The 15,212-nt window shown below is 70.6% G+C and carries 14 protein-coding genes and 1 pseudogene; 13 read left to right on the top strand and 2 right to left on the bottom strand.

The window, feature by feature from the left end:
* The first annotated feature begins 21 nt into the window (after positions 1-21).
* On the top strand, positions 22-666 hold the full coding sequence (locus tag ACQ86J_RS04150) for a TetR/AcrR family transcriptional regulator (protein ID WP_431270132.1): 645 nt from the start codon (positions 22-24) through the stop codon (positions 664-666).
* A 422-nt stretch (positions 667-1,088) separates the two neighbouring features.
* On the opposite strand, the gene ACQ86J_RS04145 is transcribed toward ACQ86J_RS04150, so the two are convergent.
* Complete coding sequence (locus ACQ86J_RS04145; protein WP_431270131.1) at positions 1,089-1,535, bottom strand: hypothetical protein; 447 nt, start codon at positions 1,533-1,535, stop codon at positions 1,089-1,091.
* Positions 1,536-1,648: 113 nt separating this feature from the next.
* On the opposite strand from ACQ86J_RS04145, the gene ACQ86J_RS04140 reads away from it, so the two are divergent.
* From ACQ86J_RS04140 to ACQ86J_RS04120, 5 genes are all read left to right on the top strand, one after another.
* Entirely contained in the window at positions 1,649-2,629 is a 981-nt protein-coding gene (locus tag ACQ86J_RS04140; RefSeq protein ID WP_431270130.1) for a Bug family tripartite tricarboxylate transporter substrate binding protein, read from the top strand.
* 83 nt (positions 2,630-2,712) lie between these two features.
* Positions 2,713-3,516 carry a protocatechuate 3,4-dioxygenase subunit beta gene (gene pcaH, locus ACQ86J_RS04135; RefSeq protein WP_431270129.1) on the top strand — a complete coding sequence of 268 codons (804 nt, stop codon included), beginning with the start codon at positions 2,713-2,715 and terminating at the stop codon, positions 3,514-3,516.
* The gene (pcaG, locus tag ACQ86J_RS04130) at positions 3,419-3,940 is read left to right on the top strand and encodes a protocatechuate 3,4-dioxygenase subunit alpha (RefSeq protein ID WP_431270128.1); all 522 of its coding nucleotides are present in this window, start codon (positions 3,419-3,421) and stop codon (positions 3,938-3,940) included. Before pcaH ends, pcaG begins: the two co-directional genes overlap by 98 nt.
* A 31-nt stretch (positions 3,941-3,971) precedes the next feature.
* Positions 3,972-5,831 carry a bifunctional sugar phosphate isomerase/epimerase/4-hydroxyphenylpyruvate dioxygenase family protein gene (locus ACQ86J_RS04125; RefSeq protein WP_431270127.1) on the top strand — a complete coding sequence of 620 codons (1,860 nt, stop codon included), beginning with the start codon at positions 3,972-3,974 and terminating at the stop codon, positions 5,829-5,831.
* A gap of 86 nt (positions 5,832-5,917) precedes the next feature.
* A complete protein-coding gene (locus tag ACQ86J_RS04120) occupies positions 5,918-7,195 on the top strand; it encodes an MmgE/PrpD family protein (RefSeq protein WP_431270126.1) in 1,278 nt (425 codons plus the stop codon).
* A gap of 67 nt (positions 7,196-7,262) precedes the next feature.
* Here ACQ86J_RS04120 and ACQ86J_RS04115 read toward each other — a convergent pair whose 3' ends face one another.
* Positions 7,263-8,579: an NAD(P)H-dependent oxidoreductase gene (locus ACQ86J_RS04115; RefSeq protein WP_431270125.1), complete on the bottom strand. Its 1,317-nt coding sequence runs from the start codon at positions 8,577-8,579 to the stop codon at positions 7,263-7,265.
* Positions 8,580-8,810: 231 nt separating this feature from the next.
* Between ACQ86J_RS04115 and ACQ86J_RS04110 the strand changes: the two genes are divergently transcribed.
* The 7 genes and pseudogenes from ACQ86J_RS04110 to ACQ86J_RS04080 all read left to right on the top strand — a co-directional run.
* Positions 8,811-9,038, top strand: coding sequence for a hypothetical protein (locus ACQ86J_RS04110; protein WP_431270124.1), 228 nt, complete (start codon positions 8,811-8,813; stop codon positions 9,036-9,038).
* 150 nt (positions 9,039-9,188) lie between these two features.
* Complete coding sequence (locus ACQ86J_RS04105) at positions 9,189-10,580, top strand: hypothetical protein (protein WP_431270123.1); 1,392 nt, start codon at positions 9,189-9,191, stop codon at positions 10,578-10,580.
* A gap of 113 nt (positions 10,581-10,693) precedes the next feature.
* Positions 10,694-11,668 (top strand): flagellin, encoded by a 975-nt coding sequence (locus tag ACQ86J_RS04100; RefSeq protein ID WP_431270122.1) that lies wholly within the window; start codon positions 10,694-10,696, stop codon positions 11,666-11,668.
* A gap of 92 nt (positions 11,669-11,760) precedes the next feature.
* Positions 11,761-12,129, top strand: a complete 369-nt coding sequence (locus ACQ86J_RS04095; RefSeq protein ID WP_431270121.1) for a flagellar biosynthesis regulator FlaF — start codon at positions 11,761-11,763, stop codon at positions 12,127-12,129.
* Complete coding sequence (locus ACQ86J_RS04090; protein WP_431270120.1) at positions 12,126-13,538, top strand: tetratricopeptide repeat protein; 1,413 nt, start codon at positions 12,126-12,128, stop codon at positions 13,536-13,538. Before ACQ86J_RS04095 ends, ACQ86J_RS04090 begins: the two co-directional genes overlap by 4 nt.
* A 159-nt stretch (positions 13,539-13,697) precedes the next feature.
* On the top strand, positions 13,698-14,255 hold the full coding sequence (locus ACQ86J_RS04085; RefSeq protein WP_431272283.1) for a tetratricopeptide repeat protein: 558 nt from the start codon (positions 13,698-13,700) through the stop codon (positions 14,253-14,255).
* Positions 14,233-15,087, top strand: a pseudogene (locus ACQ86J_RS04080) (tetratricopeptide repeat protein); the annotation flags it as partial. The gene ACQ86J_RS04085 and the pseudogene ACQ86J_RS04080, both read left to right, overlap by 23 nt.
* Positions 15,088-15,212 lie beyond the last annotated feature (125 nt).

Raw genomic sequence — 15,212 nt, 5'->3', positions numbered from 1 at the left:
CAACCGGAAGGTTCATGACTAATGCCCGATACCGCCGTCCCGCCGCGCCCGCGGCTGCGCGACCCCGAACAGACACGGCGCGACATTCTCGATGCGGCTTTGGCGGGATTTGCCGACAAGGGCCTGTCCGGCGCAAGGGTGGACGAGATCGCGGCCCGCACCGCCACCACAAAGCGAATGATCTACTACTACTTCGGCAGCAAGGAAGGCCTCTACGCCGCGGTGCTGGAGGAGATGTACGGCGGCATCCGCGATGCCGAGCAGGCGCTGGAGCTGGAAAGCCTGGACCCGGTCGCGGCGATGCGCCGGCTGGTAGAGGTGACCTTCGACTACCACGCCGTGCATCCGGGATTCGTCCGCATGGTGGCGGTGGAGAACATCCACAACGCCCGGCACCTGCAGCAGGCGCCCTCGGTCACGCAACGCAACGACGCGGTGATTCGTACCCTGCGTGGCCTGCTGGACCGCGGCGAGCATGCCGGCGTCTTTCGCGCGCGGGTCGATGCCGTGGACCTGCATCTGCTGATTAACAGTTTCTGCTTCTACCGCGTCTCCAACCGGCACACGCTGCAAGTCATCTTTCGCCGTGACCTGACCGCGCCGGAGCATGTCGCGGCGCACCGAGTCATGATCGTGGAGGCGGTGCTGGCCTGGCTGAGGCCCTGACGCCCTACATCTCGGCGAAATGCGCCAGCATGCGGTCGGCATCCGGCGTAAGGCCGGAGAAGTGCCCGAACGCGTGCACCGCCTGGAACACCGCCATGCCGCCGCCATGCGCGGTGCGGCATCCTTGGCGCGCGCAATGCGGAGGAGCTCGGTCTCGAGCGGGAAATAGACGATCTCGCTGACCCAGTGACGCGCCTGCAGCAGCGCGGGGTCCAGCGGCAGGCCGGGATGCGCCGCGGTGCCGGTCGGCGTCGCGTGGATCAGCCCGTCGGCCGCCGCCATCGCCGCTGCCAGGTCGGTCCCGGCCAGGGCCCGCCCGGCGCCGTGCCGGGCGCAGAGCGCCTCCGCCACGGCTTCGGCTCGCGCAAGGTCCATGTCGAACAGCGTCAGCACCCCGACACCGAGCCGCAGCGCCGCTTCCGCTACCGCGGTGCCGGCACCGCCGGCGCCGAGTTGCACCGCGCGGCCCAGTGCCGCATCCGGCATTGCCGCCGGAAGCCGTCGGCGAAGCCCGAGCAATCGGTGTTGTGGCCTATCCGGCGGCCGGCCCGCAGCACCACCGTGTTCACCGCGCCGAGCGCCGCGGCTTCCGGAGACAGCTCCGTCAGCAGCGGCACCACCGCCTGCTTGCAAGGATGCGTAATGTTCAGCCCGTCGAAGCCCATCCGCTCCGCCGCCGTCAGCAGCTCCGGCAAGGCCTCCGCGCCGAGGCCGAGCTCGGTCAGGTCGATCAGCCGGTAGACGCAACCGACGCCCTGCGCTGCCGCCTCGCGCATCTGCATCGCCGGGGTGCGGGAGAGCTGGATGCCGGTGCCGATCAGGCCGAGCAGCAGCGGACGGCGGGCCGGGGAGGGGGGTTGGGCGGTCATGGGCGTTCGGCTCCGATTTTCCTCTTGCGGGACTTATGTACTATCTGGTACGTACACGTCAACGCCGACCTACGGGCCGGCCGTCCGCAAAGAGACGAGGAGAGGACAGCGCCATGATGCATTTCAACCGCCGCCGATTCGGCCTTGCCGCCGCCTTCGGACTGGCCGCGCGCCCCGCCTTCGCGCAGAGCGATTATCCCGGTAGCCGTCCCGTCACCCTCGTCGTCGCCTGGGCCCCTGGCGGCTCGACCGATTTCGTCGCCCGCGTCCTGGCCCAGGGTCTTTCGGCGGCACTCGGCGGCAATGTGGTGGTGGACAACCGCCCTGGCGCCAGCGGCACCATCGGACATGCCTCGGTCGCCCGCGCCCGGCCGGACGGCTATACGCTCCTGCTCGGGGTGAACTCGACCTATGCCATGGCGCGGCACCTGTTCCCGCAGCGCGGCTACGACGATGAGAAATCCTTCGCCGGCATCGGGCGCGTCGCCACCACGCCGATCTTTCTCTGTGTCAGCAACAAGCTCGGCGTGACAGACATCAAGGGCTTTGTCGCCAAGGCAAAGGCGCAGGCCGGCAAGCTCTCCTATGCCTCCTCCGGCGCCGGTTCCTCCGCCCATCTGGCGACCGAGCTCTTCCTGCGCTCGGCCGGGATCGAGGTGCAGAACGTCACCTACAAGGGAGGCGCCCCGGCGGTGCAGGCGCTGATCGCGGGGGAGGTGGAGATGGCCTTCGTCGATGCGGTCACCGCCCTGCCGCTGATCGCTTCGAAGCAGGTCACCGCGGTCGGCGTCTCCTCGCCGCAGCGCAACCCGCTGGCGCCGGAGGTCCCGACCATCGCCGAGAGCGGCTATCCCGGCTATGAATGCTCCTCCGATTTCGCGCTGCTTGCGCCTGCCGGCACCCCGCCGGCAATCATCCAGAAGCTGGCCGCCGCCAAGGCCACGGCGCTGCGGCAGCCGGAGATCGTCGAGAAGCTGCGCAACGGCTCGATCTTTCCCGATATCGGCACGCCCGAGGCCTGGCCGCAGCAGGTCGTGGCCGAGAGCGCGAAATGGGGCGAGGTCATCAAGTCCCGCGGGATCACCCTGGATTAGGCACATCGCCGCCACCCCTGATCGGCACTAGACTGCATCCAGCGGCGCCCGGGGCGGCGCCGCACCCAGGAGGAGACTAAGGCATGTCGGACACCGTGCCCTTCCGGCCCTTCGCGGCCGGCACCCAGCCGCCGCTGGACCATGCCGCCTATGGCAGCACGCATCTCCGCCACCCGAAGCGCGCGCTGCGCCCGCTGGCGCATACCGTCTCCGAGACCACCGGCCCGCATTTCACCCCGGCGCTCTTTCCCGAGATCGCCGACATGACGAAGCAGGCGAAGGGCGAGCCGCTTGGCGAGCGCATCATCGTCGCCGGCCGGGTGATGGACGAGGACGGCCGCCCCATCCCCAACACCATGGTCGAGGTCTGGCAGGCCAATGCCGCCGGCCGCTACGCCCATCCGCGCGACACCCACGACGCCCCGGCCGACCCGAACTTCCCCGGGGAGGGCCGCATCTTCACCGATGCGCAAGGCCACTACCGCTTCGTCACCATCAAGCCGGGCGCCTATCCATGGCGCAACCACCACAATGCCTGGCGGCCTGTGCACATCCATTTCTCGCTGTTCGGCAGCGGCTTCGCGCAGCGGCTGATCACCCAGATGTACTTCCCCGGCGACCCGCTGCTGGCGCTCGACCCGATCTACCACGGCATCGCCGATGCCGGCGCGCGCGCGCGCCTGGTCAGCAAGTTCGACCTCGACATCACCGAGCCGGAATGGGCGCTCGGCTACCGCTTCGACATCGTGCTGCGCGGCCGCGGCGCGACCCCTTCGAGGAGGCGCACTGATGCCCGCCGCCACCGCCAGCCAGACCATCGGCCCCTACTGGCACCTGATCGAGCACAGGGAATGGGCCGACCTGACGCGCTTCGGCGCCGAGGGTGAGCGCATCGAGGTGACCGGCCGCATCACCGATGGCGCCGGCGACGCCGTCGTCGATGCGGCGGTCGAGATCTGGCAGGCCAGCCCGCCGGCCGATGAGCGATTCCCCGGCTATGGCCGCAGCGCGACCGATGCCGAGGGGCGCTTCCGTTTCGTCACGCTGAAGCCGGAGGCCGTACCGGGCAACGGCAACCAGACCCAGGCGCCGCATCTTTCCGTGGTGCTGCTCTCCCGCGGGCTGATGACCGCGCTGCGCACCCGCGTCTACTTCCAGGGCGAGGCCCTGAACGAGACCGACCCGCTGCTCGCCTCGATCGAGGATCCCGCCGAACGGGCGACGCTGATCGCCAAGCCCGCCGGCGCTGGCACCTGGAACCTCGATATCCGTCTGCAGGGCGAGGGCGAGACGGTCTTCCTCGAGGTCTGACGCGACACCCTCGCCGACAGGGAACCCATCGATGCCGCTGCCTAAGTCGATCGCCACCGTCTGCCTCAGCGGCACCCTGCCGGACAAGCTTGAGGCCGCGGCGCTGGCCGGTTTTCAAGGGGTCGAGATCTTCGAGAACGACCTGCTGACCTATGACGGCTCTCCGTCGGAGGTCGGCCGGATGTGCGCCGACCTTGGCCTCGCCGTCACCATCTACCAGCCCTTCCGCGACTTCGAGGCGATGCCGGCGCCCCAGCGCCGCCGCAACCTTGACCGGGCCGAGCGCAAGTTCGACACCATGCAGGCGCTGGGGACCGACCTGATCCTGGTCTGCAGCAACACGCAGCCCGCCACCCTGCCGGAGCCGGAACGCGCCGCCGCCGACCTGTGCGAGATGGCCGAGCGCGCCGCCGCGCGCGGCTTGCGCGTTGGCTTCGAGGCGTTGGCCTGGGGCCGGCAGACCAGCCTATGGCGCCAGGCCTGGGACATCGTCCATCAGGCCAGCCATCCGGCGCTCGGACTGATCCTCGACAGCTTTCATACCCTCTCTCGCGGCGACGACCTCGCCGGGCTCGACGCGGTCCCACCCGAGAAGCTGTTCTTCCTGCAGCTTGCCGATGCGCCGAAGCTGTCAATGGACGTGCTCTCCTGGAGCCGCCATTTCCGTCTCTTCCCCGGCCAGGGCGATCTGCCGGTCGGGTCCTTCCTGCGCGACGTGCTCCGGGCTGGGTATCGCGGCCCGATCTCGCTCGAGATCTTCAACGACGAATTCCGCGCCGCCCCGGTCCGCCGCATCGCCCGCGACGCGTTGCGTAGCCTGATCCTGCTGGATGACGAGGTCCGCGATGCGGCGCCGCCGGCCACCGTCGCTGCCGCGCCATTGCCCCCGGCGGCACAACTCGCCGGCTTCGAGTTCCTCGAATTCGCGGTGGATGACCCTTCGCGCGAACAGCTCGCCGGCCTGCTTGGCACGCTCGGCTTTCAGTGCGCCGGGCTGCACCGGTCCAAATCCGTCGAGCTGCAACGGCAGGGCGGGGTTAACCTCGTTCTCAACAGCGAACCTGACAGCGCGGCGTCCGAGCGCTTCGAGATGTTCGGTCCAACGGCCTGCGCCATGGCGCTGCGGGTGGATGATCCCACCCGCGCCCTGGCCCGCGCCCAGTCGCTGCTCAGCCCCGCCTGGCAGGAACGCATCGGGAAGGGCGAGGAGCGTATTCCGGCCATCCGCGCCCCCGATGGCACGCTGATCTATCTGGTGCGGACCGGCAGCGACATCTGGTCGCACGACTTCAACTTGGCCCCTCCGCAGGCAACGGCCCTGCCGCGGCTCAGCGGCATCGACCATGTGGTGCAGGCGCTCGCGCCCGGCCATCTCGACGGCTTCGTGCTGTTCTGGCGCGCCGTCTTCGGCCTGCAGGCCGATCCGGTCTGGGAATTGCCCGACCCTTTCGGCATCGTCCGCAGCCGCACCCTGTCTTCGGCCGACCGCAGCGTCCGGCTGCCGCTCAACGTCTCGGAAAGCCGGCAGACCACCACCGGGCGCTTCGTCTCCGCCTATGCCGGGGCGGGCGTGCACCACATCGCCTTCGCCGCGCCGGACGTGGCTGCTGCGGCGGCGCCGGACGCGCCGATGCTGGACATACCTGAGAACTACTACGACGACCTGGCGGCCCGATTCGACCTCGGCGATGCCGAGCTGGCCAAGCTGCAGCAACGGCATCTGCTGTATGACCGGGACGCGCAGGGCGGCAGCTTCGTGCACGCTTATACCCATGCCTTCCAGGACCGGTTCTTCTTCGAGCTGGTCGAGCGGCGCGGCGCATACGACCAGTACGGGGCACCCAATGCCGCCGTGCGGATGGCGGCGCAGGCGCGGCAACAAAGAAGATGAGGGCAGGGGGTGAGGTATTCCCTCTGCATCCCGTTCCATTTTTGTGGGTCTTGCGCGCATCGAGGTGAGCGGCGAGCCTTATATCCATGCATGCGATCCCGCCCAACGTCCGCGATCATGCGGGCCTGATCTTCGCCGACACCATCGGTGCCATCGTCGTGGGCCACCGCGACGCCGAAGTCGCCACCATGACCGCGCGCCACGCGAGTGGCGGTGTGTCGCTGATGGGCACCGCGGTCGCCGCGCCGCTGCCCATGGCCGCTTTCCTGACCGGCCTGGCCGGCACCGCAGCCGAGCTCGACGAAGGCAACTACCCCGCCGGCGGCCATCCCGCGATCCACGCCATCGCTCCTGCGCTCGCCGAGGCCGCCGGTCGCGACTGCACGGGCGAGGCGCTGCTAACCGCCTGCATCGCCGGCTACGAGGCCGGCTCGCGCGTCGGCCATGCCATGCGCCTGCGGCCCGCGGCGCATCCGCACGGCACCTGGGGCGTGATCGGCGCCGCGGCCGCGGTCGCCAGCCTGCGCGGCCTTGACGCCGAGCATGCCGGGAGGGCGCTCGACATCGCCGCCAGCCTCGGCCTTGCCACCAGCGCCACCGCGTCGCTGCGCGGCGGGTCCGTCCGCAACGTCTATGCTGGCGCCGCGGCGCAGAACGGGCTGCTGGCGGTGGACCTGGCCGGGGCCGGGATCACCGGCGAGCCGGGCGGCATCCCCGTCGTCTTCGGCCGGGTCATCGGCGAGGCGTGGGACCAGGCCGCCTACGACGGCTCCACCGGCCGCTGGTTCATCCTGGAGAGCTTCCTCAAGCTGCATTCCTGCTGCCGCGAAACCCAGGGCGCGCTGGAGGCGATCGAGCTGCTGCTCGCGGAAGCCCCGGTCCGGCCGGACGCCATCGCGGCGATCGAGGTCGAGACCTTCGCCTCCGCCTCGCTCCTTGCGGAACGCGCCGCGGTCGCGCCGATCGCAGGGCGCTTCTCCATCCCCTTCACCGTGGCGACGCGGATCGTCTCTGGCAGCGCCTGGATCGAGGCCTTCTCTCCCGCCGCGATCGCCGATCCGGCGACCCGCGGCCTGGCTGCGAAGGTCACGGTGCGGGAAGACCCGGCGCTCACCGCCCGCCAGCCAGCCGAGCGCGTCTGCCGCGTGGCGCTGCGCCTGACCGATGGCACGACCCGCCGGCGCGAGGTCATCGGCACCCCCGGCGACCCTAACCGCCCGCATCCGGAAGCCGCGCTGCGCGACAAATCCCGCCGCTGCGTCGAGCCCGGCTTCGGCACCCGTTGGTCGGCGCTGTGGGAGATGGCACGCCACCCCGACCGCCTCGCTTCGGCCGCGGCGCTGTTACAGGCCTTCCGCCCCTGAACCCTTGCCGGGTCCAGGGCGCGCGGCACCCTGGTGGGGGTGTCCAGAGGAGGCAACGCCTCCTTTGCTACTCCGCCGCCTTCGCCGGCCGCGCCGCCTGTTCCATCGCCCGCCGCATCCGCACCGCTTCCGATGCCTCGTCTAGCGCCACATCGGCATAGGTGACGAAGCTGCCCGCCTTCACGGCCCGGGTCAGCGGCACGCCATGCGCCAGGCCGATCGGCAGCGCCCCGACGGCCAGGGACCGCTCGGCCGGAATGCACTTTCCCCAGACCATTGCCCCGCCCTCGCCATCCAGCACCTCGCCGGCCGCCAGATCGCGCTTGGCGGTCGAGGCGACGTCGCCGCGCCAGGACTCCGACGACCCCGTCGGCTCCCGCCGCAATGCCGCCGAGGCGACCGAAACGCCGAGTTCCAGCCCGATGAAGTGGTAGGGGCGCCACAGCGCCGCGTAGCGCCCGCTCGGGTCGGTCGCCACGCCGTATTCGGAGAAGCAGCGGCGGATGTAGTCGGTCTCGCCCTCGAACACCGCATAGACGCCCCAGCGCAGGTCGCCCTGCACCTGCCGCCCGTCGCGCTCCAGCGAGGAGATCACCTCGACCCGCCCGGTCGAACCGGCGAAGACCCGCGGCAGGTCGTGCGTGCCGCAGGGCGGGAAATCGAGGCCATCGTCCGGCGGCTGCAACCCGGTCGCATTGGCGATCGCCGCCATCTCGATGCCGGACTTCGTGCCATCGAGGAAGGAATTGAACATCTGCGGGTTCATCCCGCCGAGCTTCGCCTGATCCTGGGTCAGCCCGTAATGCCCCCAGACCGTGGCCGGCGTGCTGGCATGGTAGGCCGGCAGGTATTTGGTGCCCTTGCCAGCGGCGACGACGTTGAAGCCCTCGGCACGCAGGGTGTCGACGATCTCGCAGACGAGCGCCGGCTGGTCGCCATAGGCCATCGAATAGACGGTTCCAGCCGTCCGCGCCTTTTCCGCCAATAGCGGCCCGGCGAGAACATCAGCCTCCACATTCACCATGACGATGTGCTTGCCATGGGTGATGGCGGCGAGCGCGTGGCGGATGCCGGCGGCCGGGTGGCCGGTGCATTCGACGATGACCTCGACCCTGGGATCGGCGATCAGAGCCATCGCGTCCTCGGTCAGCGCGGTCGCGCCGGTGCGGAGCGCCGCGTCGAGGTCGGGCGCGCCGTACTTCGCCTCGGGCCAGCCGATCCGCGCCAGCGCCGCCCGGGCGCGCGGCAGGGAGAGGTCGGCGATGCCGGCGATCTGCATCCCCACCGTGCGCTGCGAGGCCGCGAGGAACATCGACCCGAATTTGCCGGCGCCAATCAGCCCAACCGTCACCGGCGTGCCTGCCGCCGCGCGCGCCCGGAGCATCCTGTGCAGGTTCATGTTCATTCCCACCCTTGAAGGGCGGCAGCCTACCGCATGCACCGGGCCGGAGCACCCGGCGGGCTGGCGAAAATCGCCGGTTCGGCCGGCGCTGGCCCGGTCCCGCCGGGACGCGCTTTGCGCTTGCCTTGGGTCCGCGACAGCGGCAGCATCTGGTGAACAGAGAGTGAACTTTTCCTCTTGCGCTTAGGTTCTCTTTTTGTTCCTATTCGGGTCATGCAGACCCATGCTTTCGCCGATGCCGGCTTCGCCATCCCGCCGCGCCCCAGCCGGGCCGGCTCCGCCACCGCCGAGATGCGGCTCGCCGCCCGTCGGCATTCCCGCGCTACCGGGCGCTGGATCCGTGGCCTGGATGCGGTGCAGGAGGCGAGCCTGATCGGTATCGTCAGCTTGCTGGGCTTCTGGGGTCTGGCCGAGCTCGTCCTGTCGATCCAGGGTTTCTGACCGGATGGTGGGAATATCCGTTCACGCGAACTCGACCGGACACAAGTAACGAGTAATCGCTCACACGGACGCGTTTGGCTGCAATCCTTAGGATGCCTCAGCATCGACGCCGCAGGCCAACCCTGGTGCCTGTGTCGATGCACGAGGTCCATGGTGAATCTGAATATCCTGCTGCGCGGTCAGTCGAACGCTTTTCTTCTCGGCGCCTTCAATGGTGGCATTCTGGTAAGTCGCGTGCAGTCCCTGCTCGGCTTCGACGGCGTGAACGATACCGTCACGTTGGAATACCAGCACGATGCTCCTGGCGGGAACACGGTCTATAGCGGGACCTCGTTCCTGACCGAATGGGTGAGCCTGACAGCTGCCGGATGGCAGGTGGGAGCGCAGGAACAAGGCCTGCTGAACTACATCAACAGCCTGCCCGCCGCGCAGAAGGCGCAGCCCACCGCGGTGGTCTGGCTGCATAGCGAATACGACAGCGCCTTCAGTGCCCTGACGCCTGCCCTTTGGGAAAGCGGTGTCCGCTACGACGCCGCGCTGGTGCGTGGCGCCTTCGGCCAGTCCGCCGCGACGCTGCCCTACCTGTTCGTCAGCGCCATTCCCTACAACGGGGGCAGCGGCACCGGGCACCAGGCGATCCGCGCAGGCATGGAGGAGCTCTCGGCCGATCCGGCCTTCAATGCCGGCATTGCCGCCCGCATCCAGGATGCCGACATGACCTGGGACAACCCCACGGCCTTCGGCGGGTCGCACATGTCCTTCGAGGACCAGCGGGTCGCCGCGATCCGTATCGCCGCCTCGCTGGCCGAGGAGTGGGCGCCCTATGCCAAGCCCGGCTCCCCGGTGGCGCTGTCCGGCGGCAATATCGACAATCTCGGCCCACAGGTGATCGCCGCCACCGTCTCCGCGCCCAACCAGCTGATGCTGAAGGTGCAGTTCGACGCCGCCAGCAGCCTTGCGGCACTCGATCCCGCGGCGGCGCAGGGCGTCGGCTGGACGATCTTCGGGCCGGACGGGAAGGCAACGGACGGCGGCGCCGCGGCGCTGGCGATCGGCACGCCGGACACGATGTACGTATCCTTCAACGGTCTGATCCCGGCCGGTGCCAAGCTGTTCTACGGCTGGGGCAATGGCCGGCTGGAAGCGTCCAACGGCAGCGGCCAGGGCCATGCGGTCTACGACAATGCCGGCATGCCGATCTGGGTGGACGCGCATGGGCTGGCGGTCGGCGGCGGTGCCGCAATCGCCGCGGCATCGGTTACTAGTGGCGCCAACGTCTCGGTCGACGCCGCTGGCGGCAACTATGCAGCCAGCGCCGCGGCGGAGAATTGGGTGATCCGGCCCGATTCCGGCCATGCCGTGATCGAGGGCTTCGACCCGGCGGTGGATACGCTGACTTTCACAGGCATCGCCCGCGAAAGCCTGATCACCTGGCAAACGAGTGCGACGCCCGGTCTCGGCATCGCCTGGAACACTGGCGAGGGCTACGTGACCCTGCCCGGCGTCGGCGCGGTGCCGGAAAGCCATATCCTGCTCGCCTGACCCTTCGCGGCGCGTCCTGCTCCGGTCTTAACTCGGCTTTCACCGGCGCCGGGGCAGGGTGCCGTCGTGGTCCCGGACGACCCGGGATCCGACGACCGGAGGGGAAAACCCGAATGCCGTTGAACTCGGTGAACACCAATGTCGGCGCGATGGTCGCGCTGCAATCCCTGAACAAGACCGCGGACGAGTTGACCGCGACCCAAAAGCGGATCTCGACCGGCTTCCGCGTCGCCGACGCAAAGGATGACGGGGCCGCTTATGCGGTGGCCGAACGCGTGCGGGGCGAGATCGCGGCCACCGCCTCGGCCAACGAACAGCTTGGCGGCGTGAAGGGGCTGCTCGACGTCACCAATGCCAGCCTGACCAATGTCGGGGAGACGCTGAAGAAGCTGAAGACCATCGTCGTCAAGCTGGCCGACCAGACGATCACCGCCGACCAGCAGTCTCAGTACCAGGCGCAGGCCAAGGAGCTCACCAACAACATCAAGGCCTTCATCGAGGATGCCGGCTACAACGGCAAGAACATCCTCGATGAGAGCGTCTCCACCCTGGCCAATACGGTGGTGCGCAACGGGGCCGGCGTGACCTACAGCTTCAACGGCTATTCCGCCCTGACGAATGTCTTCAACGGCGTGTCGGCGGCCAATTCCTGGACCGCCGGCTCCGCCGCCGCGGCGCTGACCACGGGCGGCGCGATCACCACCGCGATCAGCAACACCCTGACGCAGCTGAATAACTTCGGCTCCTACGCCAACTTCATCGACAGCCAGATCACCTACAACAAAGCCAAGATGGACGCGCAGGAAGGCGGCCTCGGCGCCCTGGTTGATGCCGACCTGGCGAAGGAATCCGCCAAGCTGCAATCGCTGCAGATCTGCCAGCAAGCTGGGCACCCAGGCACTGTCGATCGCCAACCAGGCGCCGCAGACCCTGCTGAGCCTGTTCCGCTAACCTCCAAGGCCCATCGCGTCGCCAAACCCGCAAGGCGCGGGGAGCCGTCTCCCGCCGGCAGGATGCCGGCCGACGCCTTTACTCCTGCCGTCGTGGCAGCGCCCGCAAGCCAGGTGATCCCCGCCGCGGAGCGGTAAGCGTGTCAAGCCGCGGAGCGGGAAGCGTGCCAAGCCGCGGAGCGGTGAGCGAGTCCAGCCGCAGAGCGGCGATTCAGCAAGGATTGCTGCGCATGTCCGAACAGATTTCCGCGGCCGAGCCGCAACCCGCCACGGTCTCCGCCGCCGGCGCCGCGGCCTACCGCCGCCGCATGACCACGAAGCAGATGGAGGCCGAGGTCTTTGCCCGCGCGACCCGCGCAATCCGCGCCGCCGAGCAGGCTGAACCGCTCGCCCGGGCCCGCGCCGTCGCCGACAATCGCCGTCTCTGGGACGCCGTGCATGCCGCGGTGATGGACCCGACCAATGCCCTGCCGCCCGCCCTGCGCGGCCAGATCGCCGGCGTCGCCTTGGCGGTGCTGCGGGAATGCGACCAAGCCACGCCGGATCTCGGCTTCGTCGCCGAGATGAACGACCTCTTCGCCGCGGGCCTCTGGGGGTGACCGCGCCGCTCGCCGACCGCCTGGCCGAGCAGGCCCGCGCCTTGCTGCGCGATGGCCGGGCCGAGGAGGCGCTGCCGATGCTCGATCGGCTTGCCCGACTGGCCGCCCCGGCCTCCGCCGCGCTTCGGGCCGAGGCGATGCTGCAACTAGAGCGGCTGGACGAGGCCGAGGACGCCGCCGATGCCGCCCTGGCCAGAACGACGGGAGACGCGCGGCTGCACCGCCTGCGTGCCCGCATCCGCCTGGCCCGCGGCCGGCACGCCGCCGCCGCCGAGGATGCCGCCACCGCGGTGATGGCCGCGCCTGCCGATCCTGCCGGCCGCCTGCTGCTCGCCGCCGCCCTGCTCGAGGAAGGCCGGCACGACGAGGCGATCTGGTTCCTCGGCGAGGCTTGGCGCGCCGATCCCGGCAATGCCGTGCTGCAGGCGCGGCTCGGCCAGGCCTTCATGCGCGCCGGCCGGCACGACGCCGCGGCCGAGTTGCTGGCGCATTGCGAGCGACAGGCACCCTGGATGCCGGGCATTGCCGCGCTGCGTGCCCAGGCCGCCCTGCTGGCCGGCGACGCGCCGGAGGCCGAGCGGCTGGCCCGCGCCGCGCTCGCCCGCGGCACCGTCGAGGCGGCGGTGCACAGCGTGCTGGCGCATGCCCTGGTCAGCCAGGACCGGCTGGCCGAGGCCGGGCCGCACTTCGCTGCCGCCGCCCGCCTTTCGCCGGCAAGCCACTACCTCGCGCATCTCGCCGCGGCCAGCGGCGGCGCCGCGCCGGATCGCGCGCCGGAAGGCTATGTCGCCGCGCTGTTTGATGGCTATGCGCCGCATTTCGAGGCCTCGCTGCTGGGGCTCGGCTACCGGGTGCCCGGGCTGATCCGCCGCGCCGTGGAAAGGCTCTTGCCGGCGGTCGCGGCAGGGCAGGCCCGGCTTGGCCCGGTGCTCGATCTCGGCTGCGGTACAGGCTTGGCGGGGGTGGCGCTGTCCGACCTCCTGCAAGGCCCGCTGACCGGCGTCGACCTGTCGCGCCGCATGCTGGAACAGGCCGCCGCAAAAGGGCTCTACACCAAACTGCGCCAGGCGGATCTGACGGCGGCGCTGCGGGAGGACGGGGCGACCTATGCCCTGATCACCGCCGCGGATGTCTTCTGCTACCTCGGCGACCTGCGGGAGATATTGGCGCTCTGCCGCCAGCGCCTGGCGCCGGGCGGACTGCTGATCTTCAGCCTGGAGCGGGGCGAACCCGGCGCTGGCTGGCGGCTCGGCGCGTCCGGCCGCTACGCCCATGCTCCCGACTACATCGCGGGCTGCCTAGCCGAGGCTGGGCTACCGCCGCTCGAATGCCACGAGGAGGCGCTGCGCCGTGACGGCGAGGCGAGCATCCCCGGCCTGCTGGTGGCGGCGCATGCGGCCTACCACTGAGTGCGGCGGCTGGCCCGCCGGGCTCGCCGCCCTGGCCGGCGGGGCGCCAGCCGTTGCGGTGCCACTGCTCGAAGACGCGGCGGCGGCCGGGGAGGGGGCGGTCTCGCCCCGCTCAATCTTGGCCTTGCCTTGATGCAGCTCGGCCGGCTGGCTGAGGCCGTGCCGGCGCTTGAGGCCGCGGCGCAGGCCCTGCCCGGCCATGCCGAGCCACCCTTCCGGCTTGGCACCATCGCCGGCCTGCGCGGCGAGGTGGCGCGGGCCGAGGCGTATTTTCACGCCGCCCTGGCGCGCGACCCGCAGCATGTCCCGGCGCTTGCCGCGCTTGCCGCGCTCGAGGAGGAAGCCGGCCGCATCGATTCCGCCGCCGCCCGGATCGCCCAGGCCCGACTGCTCGACCCGCAGGAGCCGGAGCTGGAGGTCGCGGCTGCCCGGCTCGCCCTGCGGCTGAACGATTTGCCGGCAGCAATTGCCAATGCCGAGGCGGTGCTGGCTAGTCGCCCGGCGCATGCCGGGGCGGCGCGGCTTCTGGCCCGCGCGCTGCTGCGCCGCGACGGGTCGGAGGCGGCGCTGGTCGATGTCGCCACCCGCGCGGCAGCCGATCCCTCGGCCGCCGGCCTGGCGGTGGCGGCGGCGGAGCTTGCACGGCGCCGCCGGGCGGCACCCGGATGCGCTGGCGGAACTCCGCGTTGCCGCGATGCTGGCGCCGGATGCGGTTGAGATTCGGGCAGCGCTGGGCCTTGCGCTGGCCGATGCGGGCCGGGGGCAGGAGGCCGAGCCGCTGCTGCGCGCCGCCATCGCCGCCCGGCCGGGGGACCTCGATCTCCGCAACCGGCTGGCAACGGTGCTGTGGAAGTCGCACCGCGTCTCGGCGATGCTCGAAGTGCTGGAGGAGGCGATCCGTGCCTTCGGCCCGCAGCCAATCTTGCTGATGAACCAAGCCCTGGCGCTGAACGCCCTTGGTGAGCAAGCGGATGCGCTCGAGGTCGCCGAGGCAGCGGTGGCGCATCCCGCCGGCGGTACCCAGGCGCTGATGAACCGCATGGCGGTGCTGCCCTACCACCCGGAGAGCGGCCATGCCGCGGCGCTGCTTGCGGCCGGCCGCGCCGTCGCCGCCCGGCTCGGCCGCGCCGCGGCGCCGCCGGCCCGACCGCGCGATCCGGACCGGCGGCTGCGGGTCGGCCTGCTCTCGGGCGGGCTCGGTCAGCACCCGGTCGGCTGGCTGACGCTGGCGGGGCTCGAAGCCCTGCCGGAAGCGGAGTTCGAACTCGTTGCCTACAGCCTCAAGCCACGCGGCGACACGATGGCCGGCCGCTTCCGCGCCCGCTGCGCGGTGTGGCGGGAGGTGGGCGCGCTGGACGATGCGGCGATCGCCGCGATGATGGCGGTCGACGGCATCGACATCCTGCTCGACCTCGGCGGCTACGGCGATGGCGGCCGGCCCGGGCTGCTGCAGCGCAAGCCGGCGCCGGTCGCGATCAAATGGGTCGGGATGCAGACCGGCAGCATGGGCCTGGATGGGCTCGACTGGATGCTGACCGACCATTGGGAGACGCCGGCTGGCTTTGACGCCTTCTACGCCGAGCGCCTGCTGCGGCTGCCGGATGGCTATGCCTGCTACCTGCCGCCGCAGGCGGCACCGCCGGTCGCGCCGCTGCCGGCGCTTGCCCGCGGCCA

Source organism: Dankookia sp. P2, from assembly GCF_050632255.1.
GTDB lineage: Bacteria > Pseudomonadota > Alphaproteobacteria > Acetobacterales > Acetobacteraceae > Paracraurococcus.
This window is presented reverse-complemented; position numbering and strand designations above follow the sequence as displayed.

Coding starts and splice junctions, on each gene's coding strand:
- ACQ86J_RS04150 (WP_431270132.1), top strand. CDS start 22: ATGCCCGATACCGCCGTCCCGCCGCGCCCGCGGCTGCGCGACCCCGAA.
- ACQ86J_RS04145 (WP_431270131.1), bottom strand. CDS start 1,535: ATGACCGCCCAACCCCCCTCCCCGGCCCGCCGTCCGCTGCTGCTCGGC.
- ACQ86J_RS04140 (WP_431270130.1), top strand. CDS start 1,649: ATGATGCATTTCAACCGCCGCCGATTCGGCCTTGCCGCCGCCTTCGGA.
- pcaH (WP_431270129.1), top strand. CDS start 2,713: ATGTCGGACACCGTGCCCTTCCGGCCCTTCGCGGCCGGCACCCAGCCG.
- pcaG (WP_431270128.1), top strand. CDS start 3,419: ATGCCCGCCGCCACCGCCAGCCAGACCATCGGCCCCTACTGGCACCTG.
- ACQ86J_RS04125 (WP_431270127.1), top strand. CDS start 3,972: ATGCCGCTGCCTAAGTCGATCGCCACCGTCTGCCTCAGCGGCACCCTG.
- ACQ86J_RS04120 (WP_431270126.1), top strand. CDS start 5,918: ATGCATGCGATCCCGCCCAACGTCCGCGATCATGCGGGCCTGATCTTC.
- ACQ86J_RS04115 (WP_431270125.1), bottom strand. CDS start 8,579: ATGCTCCGGGCGCGCGCGGCGGCAGGCACGCCGGTGACGGTTGGGCTG.
- ACQ86J_RS04110 (WP_431270124.1), top strand. CDS start 8,811: ATGCAGACCCATGCTTTCGCCGATGCCGGCTTCGCCATCCCGCCGCGC.
- ACQ86J_RS04105 (WP_431270123.1), top strand. CDS start 9,189: ATGGTGAATCTGAATATCCTGCTGCGCGGTCAGTCGAACGCTTTTCTT.
- ACQ86J_RS04100 (WP_431270122.1), top strand. CDS start 10,694: ATGCCGTTGAACTCGGTGAACACCAATGTCGGCGCGATGGTCGCGCTG.
- ACQ86J_RS04095 (WP_431270121.1), top strand. CDS start 11,761: ATGTCCGAACAGATTTCCGCGGCCGAGCCGCAACCCGCCACGGTCTCC.